The organism is Streptomyces sp. NPDC050674 (genome assembly GCF_040654575.1).
In the GTDB taxonomy this organism is placed as follows: domain Bacteria; phylum Actinomycetota; class Actinomycetes; order Streptomycetales; family Streptomycetaceae; genus Streptomyces.
The window spans coordinates 354,073-372,720 of record NZ_JBFAIG010000001.1 but is presented as its reverse complement, the minus strand read 5'-3'; the positions used below and the strand labels follow the sequence as shown (position 1 = coordinate 372,720).

Annotated in this window: 7 protein-coding genes; 6 read left to right on the top strand and 1 reads right to left on the bottom strand. The window is 72.7% G+C overall.

Features of this window, described 5'->3' with window-relative positions:
- The first annotated feature begins 29 nt into the window (after window positions 1–29).
- The 4 genes from AB0I06_RS01495 to AB0I06_RS01480 are packed head-to-tail and all read left to right on the top strand — an operon-like array spanning window position 30 to window position 15,529.
- Window positions 30–1,088, top strand: a complete 1,059-nt coding sequence (locus tag AB0I06_RS01495) for an iron-siderophore ABC transporter substrate-binding protein (RefSeq protein ID WP_363116681.1) — start codon at window positions 30–32, stop codon at window positions 1,086–1,088.
- 4 nt (window positions 1,089–1,092) lie between these two features.
- A complete protein-coding gene (locus tag AB0I06_RS01490; protein WP_363116680.1) occupies window positions 1,093–2,880 on the top strand; it encodes an ABC transporter ATP-binding protein in 1,788 nt (595 codons plus the stop codon).
- Between the two features lie 57 nt (window positions 2,881–2,937).
- Complete coding sequence (locus tag AB0I06_RS01485) at window positions 2,938–13,839, top strand: amino acid adenylation domain-containing protein (protein ID WP_363116679.1); 10,902 nt, start codon at window positions 2,938–2,940, stop codon at window positions 13,837–13,839.
- A complete protein-coding gene (locus tag AB0I06_RS01480) occupies window positions 13,829–15,529 on the top strand; it encodes an ABC transporter ATP-binding protein (protein ID WP_363116678.1) in 1,701 nt (566 codons plus the stop codon). Before AB0I06_RS01485 ends, AB0I06_RS01480 begins: the two co-directional genes overlap by 11 nt.
- A gap of 99 nt (window positions 15,530–15,628) precedes the next feature.
- Here the strand turns inward: AB0I06_RS01480 and AB0I06_RS01475 are convergent, their stop codons facing one another.
- Complete coding sequence (locus AB0I06_RS01475; protein ID WP_363116677.1) at window positions 15,629–16,735, bottom strand: alpha/beta hydrolase-fold protein; 1,107 nt, start codon at window positions 16,733–16,735, stop codon at window positions 15,629–15,631.
- Window positions 16,736–16,828: 93 nt separating this feature from the next.
- Here AB0I06_RS01475 and AB0I06_RS01470 point away from each other — a divergent pair, with 93 nt between their 5' ends.
- Window positions 16,829–17,041, top strand: a complete 213-nt coding sequence (locus AB0I06_RS01470; protein WP_363116676.1) for an MbtH family protein — start codon at window positions 16,829–16,831, stop codon at window positions 17,039–17,041.
- Between the two features lie 8 nt (window positions 17,042–17,049).
- A complete protein-coding gene (locus tag AB0I06_RS01465) occupies window positions 17,050–18,624 on the top strand; it encodes an amidohydrolase (RefSeq protein ID WP_363116675.1) in 1,575 nt (524 codons plus the stop codon).
- The last annotated feature ends 24 nt before the right edge of the window (window positions 18,625–18,648 follow it).

Genomic DNA, 18,648 nt, shown 5'->3' with positions numbered 1-18,648 from the left:
CGAACTAGCGCGAAAGCAAGGGGATTTGGATGCTCCTCCATCGAACGACGCCCGGGAAGCCATGGCGGCGACTGGCGGCGGTCCTCTCCGCGGCCACCCTCGGCGTCGGTCTCCTCGCGGGATGCGGTTCCGGCTCGTCGGACACCGCCGGTGACAAGAGCGAGGGCGCTCCGGCCGCGGCCGACGGCGCGTTCCCGGTCACCGTGGAGCACGCCTTCGGATCCACGACGGTCGAGAAGGCGCCCCAGCGGGTCGTCTCCGTCGGCTACACCGACGACCAGACCGTCCTGGCGTTCGGCACCAAGCCCGTCGGCATGGTCGACCAGTACCCGAACCCGCCCGGCAAGAGCCCCGACATCAACACCCAGTGGCCCTGGGTGAAGGACAAGTGGGGCGACACCAAGCCCGAGGTCGTCATGAGCAACGGCGACTCCGGCCCCAACTACGAGAAGATCGCCGCCCTGCGCCCCGACCTGATCGTCGCGGTCTACTCCGAGATCGACCGGGCCGCCTACGACAAGCTCTCGAAGATCGCCCCCACCGTGGCACGCACCAAGGGCGAGAAGGAGCCCTTCAGCGCCCCCTGGCAGGACAACGCCCTGCACATCGCCAAGGCCCTCGGCAAGGCCGACGAGGGCCAGAAGATGGTCGACGACATCCAGGGACAGCTCGACGCGGCCAAGAAGGCGCACCCCGAGCTCGCCGAGAAGACCGCCGTCGCGCTGTCCTGGTACAAGGACTCGGTGGCACCCTTCACCTCCACCGACGTACGCGGCCGGCTCGTCACCGGCATCGGCTACACGTACCAGACCGAGATCGACAAGGTCGCGGGCGGCAACTTCTACACCACGCTCTCGCCCGAGCGCATCGACCTCGTCGACGTCGACCACATCTTCGTCATCAACGACAAGGCCGACACCGAGGCGCTCAAGAAGTTCAAGCTGTTCGCCAACCTGGACGCCGTGAAGAAGGGCAACGTGTCCTACCTGCTCGACAGCGAGGGACCCGCGGTCGGCGCGGCCATCTCCCAGGGCACCCTGCTGTCCATGCCGTACGCGATCGACGAGCTCGTCAAGTCGGTCGAGTAGGGAGGTGAGCACCACCGACACGCGCGTCGCCCCGGCGGCCCTGCGCACCACGACCGGACGCGAAGCAGCCCGCTGGGTCGCGGCACATTGCCGCGAGACGCCCGGGCTGACGGCCGCCACCGTGCTCACCACCCTCGCCGGGGCGGCGCTCCAGGTGCTCCCGGTGCTCCTGCTCGGCCGGGTCGTCGACGGGGTCGTCGGGGGAGAGGACCGTTCGGTCCTGGTCACGGTGGGGGTGCTGATCGGCGCCGCCGCGCTGCTCGGCGCGGCGGCCACCGCGGTGTCGACCTACCTGATCGGACGGCTCGGCGCGGATCTGCTGGCACGGCTGCGCGAAGGCGCCGTCCGGGCCGTGCTCGGCATGCCCAGCGCACGCGTCGAACAGGTCGGCCGGGGGGATGTGCTCTCCCGGGTCGGCGACGACGTGGCCGTCCTCTCCAAGGGCATCCGCACGGCCGTCCCGACGGTGTTCTCGGCCGGCGTGCTGGTCGTCATCGCCACCTTCGGCATGTTCGGGCTGGACTGGCGGCTCGGCCTGGCCGGCGCCGGCGCGCTGCCCGCCTACGCGCTGGCCCTGCGCTGGTACCTGCCCCGGTCCGCCCCGCTCTACCGCGAGCAGCGCGTCGCCCAGGCCGACCGGGCCCAGGCGTTCATCAGCGGCCTGAACGGCATCGACACCGTCCGCGCGTACCGCCTGGAGGGCGCCTTCCGCGAGAAGGTCACCACCGAGTCGTGGCGGGTGCGCGAACTCGGTGTCGAGGTGTTCCGGTTCTTCGGCCGGTTCGTGGGCCGGGAGAACCGCGCCGAGTTCATCGGACTGGTCCTGATCCTCGTGGTGGGCTACGCCCTCCTGGAGGCGGACGCGGCCACCCTGGGCGAGGTGTCGGCGGCCCCGCTGCTGTTCCACCGGCTGTTCACCCCGCTGGGCGCCATCATGTTCACCTTCGACGAGGCGCAGAAGTCGGGCGCGAGCCTGACCCGCCTGGTCGGGGTGCTGGGCGAGTCCGCCGAGGAGCGGCTGGTCGGCGACCCGTCCGTCGCGCTCGCCGAGGCCGGGGCGTACCCGGTGACGGTCGAGGGGCTGACGTTCCGCTACCCCGGCTCCGAGGAGCCGGTCCTCAGGGACGTGAACCTCACCATCCCCGCGGGCGGTTCCCTCGCCCTCGTCGGCGCCACGGGCGCGGGCAAGACCACCCTGGCCGCGCTCATCGCCGGTGTCGGCACCCCCGAGGCCGGGTCGGTGCGCATCGGGACGACCGACCTGGCCGATGTGGACGAGGCCGGGGCGCGGGCCCTGGTGAGCATCCTGACCCAGGAGACCCATGTGTTCGCCGGCCCGCTCGCCGACGACCTGCGGCTGTCCGCGCCGGGGGCGACCGACGCCGAGCTGGAGGAGGCGCTGCGCACCGTCGGCGCCGAGGGCTGGGTCGCCGCGCTGCCCGAGGGGCTCGACACCCCGGTCGGCGAGGGCGGGGAGCGCCTGGACGTCACCAAGGTCGCTCAAGTCGCCCTGGCGCGTCTGGTGCTGGGCCGGGCGCCGGTGGTGGTGCTCGACGAGTCGACCGCCGAGGCCGGCAGCGAGGGCGCCGCCGAACTGGAACGGGCCGTACAGGCCGCTTGCGCGGGCCGGACCACCCTGTTCGTGGCGCACCGGCTCACCCAGGCGATGGCCGCGGACCGGATCGCCGTGCTGGACGCGGGCCGGGTCGTCGAGCAGGGGACGCACGAGGAACTGGTGGCCGCGGGAGGCCGGTACGCACGACTGTGGCGAGCCTGGCGAGAAGGTAGTTAGGCAACCCTTATTTAGGTTAGCCTAACTCCACATTCTGGAAGGGACGCTGAGTCTTCGATGATGCAACCGCGTGCTCGTCTCACCCTGCCGTCTCCCGAGCGTCTGGCCGGTGTGCGCCGGAGGATCGGCGACTACCCCGACCGGACGATCCTCGAGGCCTGCGCCATCGGGCTGGTGTACTGGGCGACCGGCGACAGCCCCGAAGGCATCGACCTCACCCCCGGCACGCTCTTCGCCGACGTCCTCGGCTGGGTCGACAACGGGGGCAGCACGTCCGGCGGTTGGGGCCTCGCCCCGGACGGCCGCAGTCTCACCGTCCCCGACGGCGTCCCACCCGGGGACGCGCAGCTCGCGCTGGACGACCTGGCCGACTTCCCGGACCGGCCCCTCGGCACCATCGGCCCGTCCGCCGTCGCGGACAGGCTCCGGACCCTGGCGCGCTGGAACGACAACCGGGCCGACCGGGTCCGCCCCGGCATCGTGGAGATGTTCCGGGAGCAGGCGAGCGCCCGGCCGGACGCCGTGGCCGTCGTCGACGAGCACCGGACACTGACCTACCGTGAAGCGGCCGAGCGCTCCAGCCAGTTGGCCCACCACCTGCTCGCGCGCGGGCTCGGCTCCGAACAGGTCGTGGGCATCTCCCTGACGCGCTCCGCCGACATGGTCATCGGGCTGCTCGCCGTGCTCCAGGCCGGCTGCGCCTTCGTACCGCTCGACCCGCAGTGGCCCGCCGCGCGCCGCGCCGTCGTCATCCAGGACGCCCGGGTCGTCGTGCAGCTCAACTCCTCGGGCGAGCACGACCCGGCCGAACCGGACGCCGTGGCCGTCGACCTCGCCGACTGGCGCTACGGCTCGTACCCGGCGGACGGGACGGGCATCACGGCCCTCGGCGACGCGCTCGCCTACGTGATCTTCACCTCCGGGTCCACCGGGCGGCCGAAGGGCGCGATGATCCGCCACGAGGCCATCAGTGAACGCCTGCTGTGGCAGGTGAACGAGATCCTCGGCTTTGGTCCCGACGACGCCTCCCTGTTCAAGGCCCCGCTCTCCTTCGACATCTCCGTCAACGAGATCTTCCTGCCGCTGGTCTCCGGCGGCCGGCTCGTCGTCCTGCGGCCCGGCGGCGAACGCGATCCGCACCACCTGCTGGGCGTCATCGCCGAACAGCGCGTCACCTTCACCTACTTGGTGTCGTCCATGCTTGACGTGCTGCTGGAGATGGCGGGCGACTCCGGGCGCCTGGACAGCCTGCGGCACGTGTGGTGCGGCGGCGAGGTGCTCACGCCCGAGCTGTACGAGCGGTTCCGCACCAAGCTCGACATTCCCCTCTACCACGGTTACGGCCCGGCCGAGACGACCATCGGCGTCTCCCACGTCATCTACCGGGGCGCCGCCGAACGCCTGTCGACCTCCATCGGCAAGGCCAACCCCAACACCCAGCTCTACGTCCTGGACGACGAACTGCGCCCGGTCCCGGTCGGCGTCGGCGGCGAACTCTACGTCGGCGGCTTCCTCCTGGGCCGCGGCTACGTGGGCGCACCCGGCCTGACGGCCTCCCGCTTCGTCGCCAACCCCTTCGCGGACGACGGCTCCCGCCTCTACCGCACCGGCGACCTCGCCCGCTTCGCCCCGGACGGATCACTGGACTTCCTCGGCCGCGCCGACAACCAGATCAAGATCCGCGGCATGCGGCTGGAGCTCGAGGACGTCGAGGCCGGCCTCGCCGAACACCCCCGCGTCCGGCACACCTGCGTCGTCGCGAAGAAGAACGCGGCCGGCGGCACCTGTCTGATCGGCTACGTCATACCGGCCGCCGGCGGGGAGGACCTGCGGGCGGACGAGGTCAAGGCGTGGGCCGGCGCCCACATGGTCGAGTACATGGTCCCCGCCCACATCGTGGTGATGAAGGAGTTCCCGCTCACCGCCAACGGCAAGCTCGACCGCAACGCGCTGCCCGAACCCACGGTGAACACCGGCGCGTCCGTGCGCCCCGCCACCGACGACGAGCGCGCGGTGTGCGCCGCCGTCGCGGAGGTGCTGCGCCTCGACGAGGTCGGGGTCGACCAGGACTTCTTCCAGCTCGGCGGCGACAGCATCCTGGCCATCTCCCTGCTGAGCGCCCTGCGCGAGCGGGGCCTGCACGTGACGGCACGGCAGATCTTCACCCACAGCACCGTGGGCGCGCTGGCCGCGGTCGCGAGCCGCGAGGACGTCACCGCCGTCGACCATGCCGACGTAGCCACCGGCACCGTCGTCGGCTCGCCCATCGTGCAGTGGCTCGGCGAGACCACGGACGCCGTCGACGGCTTCGTCCAGTCGGTCGTCCTGAACACTCCGGCGGACCTGACCGCCGACGCCCTCGACGCGATCCTCGGCGCGCTCCTCACCCGGCACGACATGCTCCGCGCCCGGCTCGTGCGCGGCAGCCGCTGGAGCTTCGACATCCCCGAGGCGGACCGGGCCGAGCCCTGCTGGCAGCGAAGCGACCGGCCGCTCGACGCCTGCCTCGCCCTCGCCACCGGCCGGCTGGACCCCACGGGCGGCGTGATGCTCCGGGCGGTCTGGCGCCCCCGGGCGCGCCAGCTCGTCCTCGTCGCCCACCACGTGGTCGTCGACGGCGTCTCCTGGCGCGTACTGATGGACGACCTGGCCACCGCCTGGCGGCAGTTCACCGCGGGCGAGCCCATCGAACTGCCCCCGGCCGGCACGTCGTTCCGGCGCTGGACCCAGCTGCTGGAACGCGCCGCCTTCGACGCCGACAGCTCCCCCTACCGGCGCCCCCTGCCCGGTGCGGACCAGCCGCTGGCCCACCGCGCCCTGTCCCGCACCGACACCGTCGCGAACGAACGCCTGCGCACCGTCTCGGTCGGCCCCGAGATCACCGCCGCGCTGCTGAACGAGATCCCCGCGATGTTCCACGCCGGTGTCAACGACGTCCTGCTCACCGCACTCGCCGTCGCCCTCGCCCGCCGACGCCGCGACCTCGGCCAGGACCAGACCTTCGCCCACATCGAACTCGAAGGCCACGGCCGCGAGGGGCGGTTCGTGGCGCCCTCCGCCGGCTTCGAGCCGGATCTGTCGCGCACCGTGGGCTGGTTCACCACCCTCTTCCCGGTGACCGTGGACCCCGGCGCCACGTCGGACTTCACCGCCCCCGCGTACCTGGCAGCCGCCCTGAAGGCGGTCAAGGAGGACCTCGCCCGGATACCGGACAACGGCGTCTCCTACGGCGCCCTGCGCTACCTCACCCACACCGAGTTCGACGCCCCCGCCCCCCAGGTGCTCTTCAACTACCTGGGCCGCTTCGCCGCCGGCACCCCCGGGGACTGGCAACTCGTGGGCAGCACAGGCCAACTGGGCGAGAAGCGCGATCCGCGGATGCGCCTGCCGCGCGCCCTGGAGTTCAACGCGATCGCCGAACCCGCCGCCTCCGGCGCCTACGAACTGGTCACCACCCTCTCCTGGCCCGACGGCATGTTCACCGACGCCGAGATCACGACACTCGGCGACTACTTCCGCACGGCCCTGGCCGGACTCGCCGCGCTCGACCAAGGAGGCCACTCGCCCAGCGACTTCCCCCTGGTGCCGCTCACCCAGGACGACATCGACACCCTCGACGGCCCGGCCCTGCGGGACATCCTGCCGCTGACCCCGTTGCAGGAAGGCCTCTACTTCCACTCGGTCTTCGACGACGACTCCGCCGGCGCCTACGTCGAGCAGCAACTGCTCACGCTCGACGGCGAGGTGGACGCCGACCGGCTCGCGGCGGCGGCTACCCGCCTGCTCGCGCTGTTCCCGAACCTGGCCGCCCGCTTCACCGCCCTGGCCGACGGCCGGGTGGTCTGCGTCCTGGACCACGGCGTCGAGGCCCCCTTCACCACGCTCGACCACCCCGGCATCACCGACGAGGAGCTGCGCGACCTCGCCGAACGGGACCGCCGCACCGGCTTCGACCTGGCCTCAGGCCCGCTGATGCGCTACACCCTGGTGCGCGCCGGCTCCGGCCGGAACGTCCTGGTGCAGACGGTGCATCACATCATCGCCGACGGCTGGTCGGTGTTGCCGATGCTGCGCGCGCTGCTGGCCGAGTACCACGCCCGGGGCACCGTCCACCCGCTCGGGGGCTTCGCCGACTACGTGCACTGGCTCGCGGGCCGCGACGCCGACGAGAGCGACCGCGTCTGGCGCGAGGAACTCGCCGGGCTGCCCGGTCCCTCGCTGGTCGCCGAAGGGCACACCCCCTCCGACCGGTTCGCCGACACCGCCGTGGAACCCGAGGAGGACATCGACACCGCCGCCCGCGAGGCCGGAGTGCCGCTCAGCGTCGCCGTGCACAGCGCCTGGGCCGTCACCCTGGGCGGCATCCTCAAGGGAAGGGACGTGGTGTTCGGCTCCACGGTCTCCGGCCGCGACGCCGAGGTCTCCGGCATCGAGGACATGGTGGGCCTGTTCATCAACACCATCCCCGTGCGCGCTCGTTGGACGCCGGACAGCACCGCGGGCGATCTGCTGGCCTCGGTGCGCGACCACCAGAGCGCGGTCCTGCCGCACCAGCACGTCTCCCTGGCACGCATCGGCCGCCAGGCCGGCTCCGGTTCCCTCTTCGACACCCTCGTGGTCTTCGACGTGGCCACGGACCCGGCCTCGCTCGGCCGCCCCGGCGACACCCTGGCCATCACGGACATCGTCAACGAGGGCGCCCCGCACTACCCGCTGACCCTGGTGGCCGAGCGCGCGCGCGACGGCCGCCCGCGCTTCAACCTCATCCACGACGGTGACCTGCTGGACGAGCCGGCCGCCCGCGCGATCCTGCGCACCTTCACCCGCACCCTGGCCACCCTGCTCACGAACCCGGAGATCCCCGTCGACGAGCTGGCACGGGGAACCGAGCAGCCTCCCGCGCCGATCGGGCCGACCACCCTCGGCGCGCTCTTCGACGCCGCCGCACGCCGCGACCCGGCGGCCACCGCCGTCACCCAGTGCGGCCTCGACGGCGCGACCCGCTCCCTGACCTACGGCGAGCTGTCCGACGCCAGGGACGCCCTGGCCTCGGCCCTGCGCGCGGCCGGAGTGGGCCCGGGCCGGCGGGTCGCCGTGGCCGTCCCGCGCTCCCTCGAGCAGGTCGTCGCCCTGGTCGCGATCGTCGGCGCGGGCGGTGCGTACGTCCCGCTGGACCTGGCGTACCCGGACGAGCGGCTGGAGTACATCCTCGCCGACGCCGCCCCCCAGGTCGTCCTCGTGGACCGTGCCCAACGCGACCGCTTCACCCGCCTCCTGGCCCGCACGGGCGTCGCGGCCCGCGTCCTGGTGCAGGGTGAGGAACCCCCGGCCTCCCGCACGGACCCCGGCCCCGAGCCCGACTGGCACACCCCCGCCTATGTGATCTACACCTCCGGGTCGACCGGCCGCCCCAAGGGCGTCGTGGTCCCGCACTCCAGCGTGGTGACCCTGCTCGCCCGCACGCGGCCCGCCATGGACTTCGGCCCGGACGACGTCTGGGTCCAGTTCCACTCCTTCTCCTTCGACTTCGCCGTCTGGGAGCTGTGGGGCGCGCTCGCGCATGGCGGTGAGCTGCTGGTGCCCGAGTACGGGCTGACGCGCTCCCCGGTCGACTTCCACCGGCTGGTCCGCGAACGCGGCGTGACCGTCCTCAACCAGACCCCGTCGGCCTTCTACCAGTTCATCGAGGCCGACCGGCTGGCGGGCGAGCCGTTGCCCGCACTGCGCCGGATCGTCTTCGGCGGCGAGGCCCTGGACCTCGGCCGGCTGCGCGGCTGGGTCGAGCGGCACGGCACCACCGCCCCCGAGCTGGTCAACATGTACGGCATCACCGAGACCACCGTCCATGTCACCCACCGGGTGCTCACCGAACGGGACTTCGGCCCCGGCGGCGACACCAGCCCCATCGGCGGCCCGATCCCCGGCCTGGTCACCTACCTCCTCGACGACCGGCTCCGGCCGGTGCCGCCGGGCCGGGAGGGCGCCATCTACGTCGCCGGTGACCAGGTGTCGCTGGGCTACCTGGGCAGGCCCGGCCTCACCGCGGGCCGCTTCGTGGCGGACCCCTTCGCGGCCGACGGCTCCCGCATGTACCACACGGGCGACCTGGCGATCCGCACCCTCGACGGCGAACTGAGGTTCACCGGCCGAGCCGACGACCAGGTGCAACTCAAGGGTTTCCGCATCGAGTTGGGCGAGGTCGAGACCGCGATCAGGGCCCTGGACGGCGTGACCGACGTGGCCGTGACGGTGGCGGACACCGGTGACCACCTGGTCGCGCACGTGGTGGGCACCGTGCCAGGTGATGTCGAAGGCCGGTTGGCCGAGAAGCTGCCCGTTCACATGATCCCGGACAGGGTCCTGACGATCGACGCCCTGCCCCTGACGATCAACGGCAAGCTGGATCGAAAGGCTCTGGCCGCACGTCCCCTCGGGGGCGCGGGGAACTGCGCGACAAGCCACCAGGCACCCTCAGGTGAACACACGACACTTGCCACGCTGGTGAAGATCTTCACTCAGACACTGCCCGGTTCGGACGTCACCGCCGACACCGACTTCTTCCGAGCCGGAGGCGACAGCATCATCGCCATCACGGTCGTCAACAGGGCCCGCACCCTCGGCCTACCCATCACCCCCAGGGACGTCTTCCTGCTCAAGACCCCCCGCGCCCTGGCCGCACACCTGGGCACCAGCACGCCCCAGGCCCCTCAGACCCCCACCCACCGCGAGGACGGACCCCTCACCCCCACCCCGATCATCCTCCGCCAACGCGAACTCGGCGGCTCCCTCACCCGCTTCGCCCAGGCCAGGACCCTCCAGGCCCCCGCAGGCACCGGATACGCCGACGCCGTGCGCGCCGCGAACGCCGTGGTCGCCGCACACCCGGCCCTCCGGCTGCGCCTCGACACCGCACACGGCGTGTGGACCCTCCGCACCGAATCCGCCCGCGGTATCACCGTCGTACGCCCGGACACCACCGACGCGACAACCGTGGCCAACGAGGCCGCGGGGCAACTCGCCCCCGAGTCCGGCGAGATGATCGCCTTCGCATGGCTGGAGTCGAGCCACACCCTCGTCGTCACCGTCCACCACCTCGCCGTCGATGCGGTCTCCTGGCTGATCCTGCTCGACGACCTGGCAGCGGCCCTGCGCGGGGAGGACCTCGCCCCGCCGACCACCTCCTACGCCGAGTACGCCGAAGCCCAGACCCTCCGGTCGGCCCAGGACACGCACGGCCTCGGCCGCTGGATCACGGCTCTCCAGGCGCCCGGACTGCTGCCCGCCCCCGGCGCCCCGCGCGAGACCACCGTCGCGCTCGACCCGGAGGTGAGCGAGCGCCTCACCCGCACCGCTCCCGCCGCACTCGGCGTCGGTCTCACCGAGCTGCTGTGCGGCGCCCTGCGCACCGCGCTGACCCGGATCCAGCCGTCGCCCACCGACCTCGCGATCGACCTGGAGCGGCACGGCCGGGTCCCGGTCCTCGAAGAGCACGACTACAGCCGTACCGTCGGGTGGTTCACCTCCATCGCACCCCTGCGGCTCACCCCGCACACCGATCCCGTCGCGGCGGCGCGCGAGGTCGCCGAACGTCAGCCGGACGAGGCCGGGCACGTCGCCTACGGCCGGCTCCGGTACCTCAACCCGCAGACGGCCCCGCTGCTGACGGCCCGCCCGCAGGTGCTGTTCAACTACCTCGGCCGGGGCAGCGAGTCCCAGGCGCTGCCCCTCGCCAGGGGCGACCAGGGCAGCCCGTACGCCGTCGAGGTCAACGCGTGGACCGACGAGACCACCGGCAGTCTGCTCGCCGAGTTCGTCCTCGCCGAGGGCGTTCCCGACGCGATCACCGAACACTGGCGCAGCGCACTGCGGCACCTCGCGGACGCCGCGACGACCGCCGAGCGCACCGCCCCCGTCACCCCGCTCCAGCGCGGGCTGTTCTTCCAGGCCCAGCTGGCGGGCGCCGCCGGACACTACGTCGCACAGAACTGGTTCACCTTCGACCGGCGCCTCGACACCGACGCGCTGGCCGAGGCCATGGCCCACGTGATCGCACGGCACCCGGTCGTCGGCGCGGGCTTCGGCACCGACGACGACGGCAACCCGGTCCAGGTCCTCAAGGCCGGGCGCCGGGTCGACGTCCGCACGGTCGCCGTGTCCTCGGACGCGGAGGCCGACGCCCTGCGCGCCCGGGACCGGGACACCGGTTTCGACCCGGGCGAGCCGCCGCTGATCCGGCTGACCGTCGTGCACCTGCCCGGCGACCGGGACGGCCTGCTGCTCAGCTACCACCTGCTGCTGTGGGACGGCTGGTCCCGGGAGATCGTCCTGCGCGACCTGTTCGACGCCTACCGTGCCGTCCTCGCGGGCGAGCCCTTCGACGCGACGCCGGCCACGCCGGGCTTCGAGGAGTACGCCCGGACGCTCGCCGCCAAGGACACAGCGGTGGCGGAGCGCTTCTGGGCGGACCGGCTGGCCGCTCTCCCCGGCCCGACCCTGCTCGCCGGGCCGTCGCCGTCCTTCTCGGACGACCTGCCGGGCGCGCTCGTGCACACGCTGTCCGCCGAACAGTCCGACCTGGTACGGGAAGCGGCCCGGGTGCACGGCGTCACCCTCAACTCGGTGCTGACCGGCGCGTTCGGGCTGCTGCTCGGCGCCCACACGGGCCGCGGCGACGCCGTGTTCGGCGTGACCGTGTCCGGCCGCGAGGGCGAGGGACTGTCCGGCATCGTCGGCGTGCTGCTCAACACCGTGCCGATGTGGACCAGGGCCCGCCCGGACGACACGGTGGGCGCCTACCTGTCGGCCGTCCAGGCCACCCGGGTCGAGGCCATGGAGCACGAACACCTCGGGCTCGGCGAGATCCAGCGGGCCAGCGGCCACGACACCCTGTTCGACAACCTGTTCGTGCTCCAGAACTTCCTGGACATGGACGCGTTCGCCGAGATGAACGCCCGGCACGGCATCACCTCGGTCAAGGCCGACGACTCCACTCACTATCCGTTCACCTGGGTCGTCACGCCCGGCGACCGGCTCACGGTCAAGCTGGAGTACCGCGACGGCGACACCGGCAACGCCCGCCGTCTCCTCGACGACTACCTGAGCGTCCTGGAGGACCTCTCCCGGGCGACCGGGCCGGTCGGCGCGCTGCGGGGCCCGGGCCCGGTGCCCGAGCCGGGTGCGCGCACCGACGTCGGCACGGACACCGTCGTCGACCGGTTCGACCGGGCGGCCGACCGCGACCCGGAGCGGGTGGCGCTCGTCGCCCACGGCGCGACGATGACCTTCGGCGAACTCCGGGATCGCAGCCGGGCCGTGGCGGGCGTGCTCGCCGGACGGGGCATCGGACCCGAGACGACCGTGGGCCTCGCGATCCCCCGCTCCCTCGACTCGATCGTGGCCCTGTTCGCCGTCCTGCGGGTCGGCGCCGCGTACGTGCCGCTGGAACTGGACCACCCGGACGAGCGGATCGCCGCCATCGTCCAGGACGCCCGGCCGGATCTGATCCTCACCGTGAGCGGGGTCTCGTCCCGGCTGACCGGCGAGCTGATCGAGCTGGACCGGCCGCTCCCCGAGGCCGAGCCGTTCGTGACGTTCGCACCCGAGGACCCCGACCGGCTGCGGCACCCGGCCTACACGATCTACACCTCCGGCTCGACCGGGAAGCCCAAGGGCGTGGTGACCGAGTACGCCGGGCTCACCAACATGCTGATCAACCACCAGCGCCGCATCTTCGAACCCGTGCTGGCCCAGCACGGCCACCGCGTCTTCCGGATCGCGCACACCGTGTCCTTCGCGTTCGACATGTCGTGGGAGGAGCTGCTCTGGCTCGCCGACGGTCATGAAGTGCACATCTGCGACGAGGAGTTGCGCCGCGACGCGCCCCGGCTGGTCGCCTACTGCCTTCGGCACGGGATCGACGTCATCAACGTGACCCCGACCTACGCGCAGCAACTGGTGGCCGAGGGCCTGCTCGACAACCCCGGTCGACGGCCGGCGCTGGTGCTGCTCGGTGGCGAGGCCGTCACACCGACCCTGTGGCAGCGGCTCGCCGAGACCGAGGGCACGGTCGGCTACAACCTGTACGGGCCCACCGAGTACACCATCAACACCCTCGGCGTCGGCACCTTCGAGTGCGCGGACCCCGTGGTGGGCGTGGCCATCGACAACACGGACGTGTACGTCCTGGATCCGTGGCTGCGGCCGCTGCCGGACGGTGTGCCCGGCGAGCTGTACGTGTCGGGCATCGGCATCGCGCGCGGCTACCTGGGGCAGCCCGCCCAGACCGCGCACCGCTTCGTCGCCTGCCCGTTCGGCGCGCCCGGCGAGCGCATGTACCGCACCGGTGACCTGGTGGTCCGCCGGCCCGACGGCAACCTCATGTACCTCGGCCGCACCGACCAGCAGGTCAAGATCCGCGGCCACCGCGTCGAACTCGGCGAGGTGGAGGCCCTGTTCGCGGCCCATCCGGCGGTGCGGTTCGTCGCAGCGGTCGCCCAGCCCGACCCCCAGGTCGACGGCGCGTACCGGCTGGCCGCCTACCTGGTGCTGGAGGGCGCGGAACTGGCGTCCGTCGCCGCCGAGGTGGGCGCCGGGCTGCCGGACTTCCTGCGCCCCACGCACTACGCGCAGGTCGACGGCATCCCGCTGACGGTGAACGGGAAGGCCGACACCAAGGCGCTGCCGGAGGCCAAGCCGCTGGGCGCGCTGACCACGGCGGGGGAGCGGGGCCCGCGGACCGGGACCGAGACCGTGGTCTGCGAGTACTTCGCCGAGGCACTGGACCTGGACGACGACGAGGTGAGCGCGGTGAGCGACTTCGTGTCCCTGGGGGGACACTCCATGCTGGCGGTGCGGCTCGTCGGGCTGCTCCGCCGCGAGTACGGTCCCGTGATCACGATCCGCGATCTGTTCACCCTGCGAACCCCGGAAGCGATTGCCCGCCATCTCGATGACAACTGACACGCAGCGGCCCCGCCCGGGGGCCGCCATCCTCCGGACCGCCCTGCGGCGCAACCTCGGCGCGATGGCCTGGGGCACCCTCCTCATGGGCCTGTACCAGGCCGGTGAGACGGCCTTCCCCATCGCACTGGGCCTGATCGTCGAGCACACCATGCGCGACGGCCGCAGCCTCCAGGCCCTCGCCCTGTCGATCGGCGCGCTGGCCGTGATCATCACGACGGTGTCGCTGTCGTGGCGCTTCGGCATGCGGATCCTTCAGAAGGCCAACACCACCGAGGCACACCGCTGGCGGGTGAAGGTCGCGGCCTGCGGCCTGCAACCCGTGGCCCGGGACGTCGATCTGAAGTCCGGCGAGGTGCTGACCATCGCCACCGAGGACGCCGACCAGACCGCCGACATCATCGAGGTGGTGCCGCTGCTGATCAGTTCGCTGGTCGCGGTGCTGGTCGCGGCGGTCGCGCTGGGCCTGGCGGATGTCCGGCTGGGACTGCTGGTCATCGTGGGGACCGTCGCGATCCTGTCGGTCCTCAGTGTGATGTCCAAGCGGATCGGCAGCAGCACCCAGGAGCAGCAGGCCCGGGTGGCGCGGGCGGGCGCGAAGGTCGCCGACCTGATCAGCGGCCTGCGCCCGCTGCACGGCTTCGGCGGCAACCACGCCGCGTTCCGGTCCTACCGCCGGGTCAGCACCGAGGCGAAGCAGCAGTCGATCACCGTCGCCAAGGTGAACGGTGTCTACGCGGGCACCGCGCTGGCCCTCAACGCGGTCCTCGCCGGTGCCGTGACCCTGCTGGCGGGCCTACTGGCGTTCGACGGCCGCATCACCATCGGGGAACTCGTCATGGCCGTGGGTCTCGCGCAGTTCATCATGGAGCCGCTGAAGCTGTTCTCGGAGATGCCCAAGTACGTGATGATCGCGCGGGCCTCGGCCGAGCGGATGGCACTGGTGCTGTCGGCCCCGCCGGTGGCGACCCCGGGCTCCGGACGCCCGTCCCCGGGCGGTGACCTGGAGATCGACGCTGTCCGCCACGGTGCCCTGAACCATGTGAAGTTCCACGTGAAGGCGGGGGAGTTCGTCGCCGTCGCGCCGTATCAGCCGCGGGCGGCGGCCGATCTCGCCGCCGTCCTGGCCGTGCGCGTCCCGCCCACCGCCTACGAGGGGACGGTGCGGATCGGCGGCCGGGAGCTGGCGGAGCTGTCCGTCGAGGCGGTCCGCGAGCACCTGCTGGTCAACCCGTACGACGGGGAGATCTTCGCGGGCACCCTCCGCACGAACATCGACCCGTCGGGCACCAGCCGGACCGTTCAGGACGCCGTGGAGGCCTCCATGCTGACCGACGTCGTGGCCCTGCACCGCGAGGGCCTCGACCACGCCGTCCGTGACCGGGGCGCCAACCTCTCCGGAGGCCAGCGTCAGCGCCTGTCCCTGGCCCGCGCCCTGGCCGCCGACGCCGACGTCCTCGTCCTGCACGACCCGACGACGGCGGTGGACGCGGTCACCGAGCAGCTCATCGCCCGCAACGTGGCGAAGCTGCGCCGGGGCCGCACGACGATCGTGATCACCAGCAGCCCGGCGTTCCTGGACGCGGCGGACCGGGTGCTGGTCCTGGACGACGGCACGATCACGGCCGAGGACACCCACCGCAACCTGCTGTCCAAGGACGAGGCGTACTGCCTGGCGGTCGCCCGGTGAGCTGCCGAGGGGCCGGGGGCCATGTCCTCAGGGGCGCGGGGCCGAGCCGGTGTGCGGTTCCGCCGCGCGGGCGCGACCAGCCCACCGGCTCGCGGACGGCTACTCGCCGAGGGCCCAGCCGACATCCCTGAGCAGGGCGTGACGCCACCCGGCCCGGTCGTGCCCCGACGCGGACCGGGAAACCCGCACGGTCGCCCCCGCGCGCTCCACCAGACGCTCGGTCACCTCGCAGTGGGGCAGCATCCGGTCCTCGTGCTCACCGACGTCGAACGCCACCCGATGCCCCGACAGATCGGCGCCCTCCCGCAGCCGCTCGGCAATCGCACCTCCGACCGGCCCGCCCAGCGGATCGGCCCACCCCGGGGCCTGCGGGGTCCACCAGAACGACCCCGACTGACAGGCGACCCGCGACACCAGCTCGGGGAACTCCAGCGCCGCGTACAGCGCGCTCAGCCCCCCGAGGCTCTGCCCGGCGACCACGAGCCGCTCCGGATCGGCGTCGACGCCCGACTCCGCCACCAACGGCAGCAGTTCGTCCCGCACCGCCTCCCACAGCTCCGGCCGGCACGTGAACTCCGCTGCCCGGTCCTTGGCGGGCAGGAAGACGAGAGTGACCGGCGGCAGATCCCCCGCTTCCACCGCCGAGTCGAACGCCGTCATGGCCGGATGCAGATACAGCCAGTCGTCCCCGTCGAGCAGCAGCACCACCGGCCCCCCGCCCCCCGCCGGATGGACCCGCACGGTCCGCCGCCCGCCCAGCCGCGCACTCGCCCAGCGGATCCGCGCCCGGGGCACGGGCAGCACCGCGTCGGCCCCGAGGAGGGGCCAGTGCGGCTGCTGTGGGGCGTCCGGCGTCGAGGCGACGGAGCGTTCGCCGCCCGCACCGGCCGGGTTGAGGGGGTCGGCATGGGCGACGTCCCCCGCCACGAACCGGTATGTCACCCGCAGCCGCGCCGGCATGCGCACCTCGGCGTACCAGCAGTCCGAGCTCTCCCACCGGCGCAGGGCGACGGGATCCGACCAGCTCTCGAACTCGACGGTCACCGGCTCCGCCCCGCGCCACAGGAACAGGGTTACCCAGCCGCCGTCGCCGTCCGGCACCGCCGCGGGTGCGCCCGCGGCGGCCCAGAACACGTCACTGCCCGGCCTGCCCGGCAGTCCGAACTCCGCGAAGGCGTCCTCCCGGTCGGCCGCTGCCAGGCGCATGAGCGTCTCCTTGTGAGAGGGAAGGGGTAAAGGCTAAGCTCCGTCAATTAGGCGAGCCTAACCTAATCTTGGCCCTTCGAGGAGGCACCGCGCATGAGCACCAACCCCTTCGACGACAACGAAGGCCGTTTCCTGGTCCTGGTGAACGACGAGGGTCAGCACTCCCTGTGGCCGTCCTTCGCCGAGGTGCCCGGGGGATGGACCATCGCCTTCGCCGAGAACACCCGCGCGGCATGCCTGGAGTACGTCGAGACCCACTGGACGGACCTGCGCCCCCGGTCCCTCGCCGCGGCGCAGGACGCCTGACCCTGCCCATGCTGTGCACCAGGCTGACCAACGCCCGTTTCCTCACCATGGATCCGGACCACCCGGTCGCTCATGAGCTGGGCATCTGGCAGGGCCGGATCGTCGGTCTCGACGACGCCGTGACCTCCCTGCCCGCCCGGGAGGTCGTCGACCTGCACGGCGCCACGGTGCTGCCGGGCTTCATCGACGCCCATGTCCACCTGGCCTGGACCGGGTTGCAGCAGACCACTCCGAGCATCGCGGGCCGCACCCGGATCGACGACGTGCTCGAGGTCGTGGCCGAGGCCGTCGCCCGCAGCCGTGCCCCCGGCGACTGGGTGAGCATCGCCGGCTACGACCAGCGGGCCCTGGGCCGCCATCTGACCGCCGCCGACCTCGACCGGGTCAGCGACGGCCGCAAGCTCTACCTGCTGCACGACTCCGGGCACGGCTGCGTCGTCAACACCGCCGTCCTGGACCTGCTGCCCGCGGACCTCCCGCACGAGAACGGCTTCCTCGCCGAGCAGTCCATGGGCGCCGCCCGTGCCCTGCGCCTGCCGTACTCCCAGGAGGAGCTGGCCGAGGCGATCGGCCGCGCGGCCCGCACCTGCCTGGCCGAGGGCGTCACCGCCTGCGCCGAAGCGGGCATCGGCGGGACTCTCTTCGGCCACAGTCCCGTCGAACTCGGCGCCTACCAACTCGCGCGCGACAAGGGCCTGCTGCCGTTGCGCGTGCAGCTCATGGTCGCCGCGGACCGGCTTCGCCCGGTCACCGCCCACGCGACCGACGGCATTCCCCGCGCCCTCGACCTCGGCCTGCGCACCGGCTTCGGCGACGACCGGCTCTGCGTCGGCGCACTGAAGATCTACACCGACGGCGGCATGATGGCCCGCACCGCCGCCCTGACCAGGCCGTACGAAGGACTCGACCACGCCGGGCAGTTGCAGGACGACCCCGACGCGCTGACCGAGCTCATCGTGGACGGCCACCTCGCCGGCTGGCAGCTCGCCGTGCACGCCATCGGCGACCGCGCGGCCGACGTCGCCCTGGACGCCATCGAGCGCGCCCAGCGCCTGCGCCCCCGCCCCGAAGCCCGCCACCGCGTCGAACACGCCGGGCTGATCCGGCCCGACCAGCTCCCGCGCTTCGCCCGACTCGGCGTCACCGCCGTCGTCCAGCCCACCTTCCTGCGCTGCTTCGGCGACGACTACGCCTCGATCATGGGTGAGCAACGGGCGCCCTGGATGTACCGGGGCAAGGCGTTCCTGGACCACGGCATCCCCCTCGTGGGCAGCTCCGACCGCCCCGTCGCCGACGGATCGCCCCTGCGCGCCGTGCAGTTCATGGTCGAGCGCGCCTCCCTGTCCGGCCGGCTCATCGGTCCCGACGAGGCCGTCACCGTCGACCAGGCCCTGCACGCCTACACCGCCGCCGGTGCACGGGCCTGCCACTGGGAGGACCGGCTGGGCAGCCTCACCCCGGGCAAACACGCCGACCTGGTCGTCCTCGGCGACGACCCCCGGCGCGTCGACACCTCGCGCATCGGCGACATCGAGGTGGTGGAGACATACGTCGGCGGCCTCCCGAGCCGTGCGGGCGCCTGATTCCCGGTCCGGAACCGAGGAAGG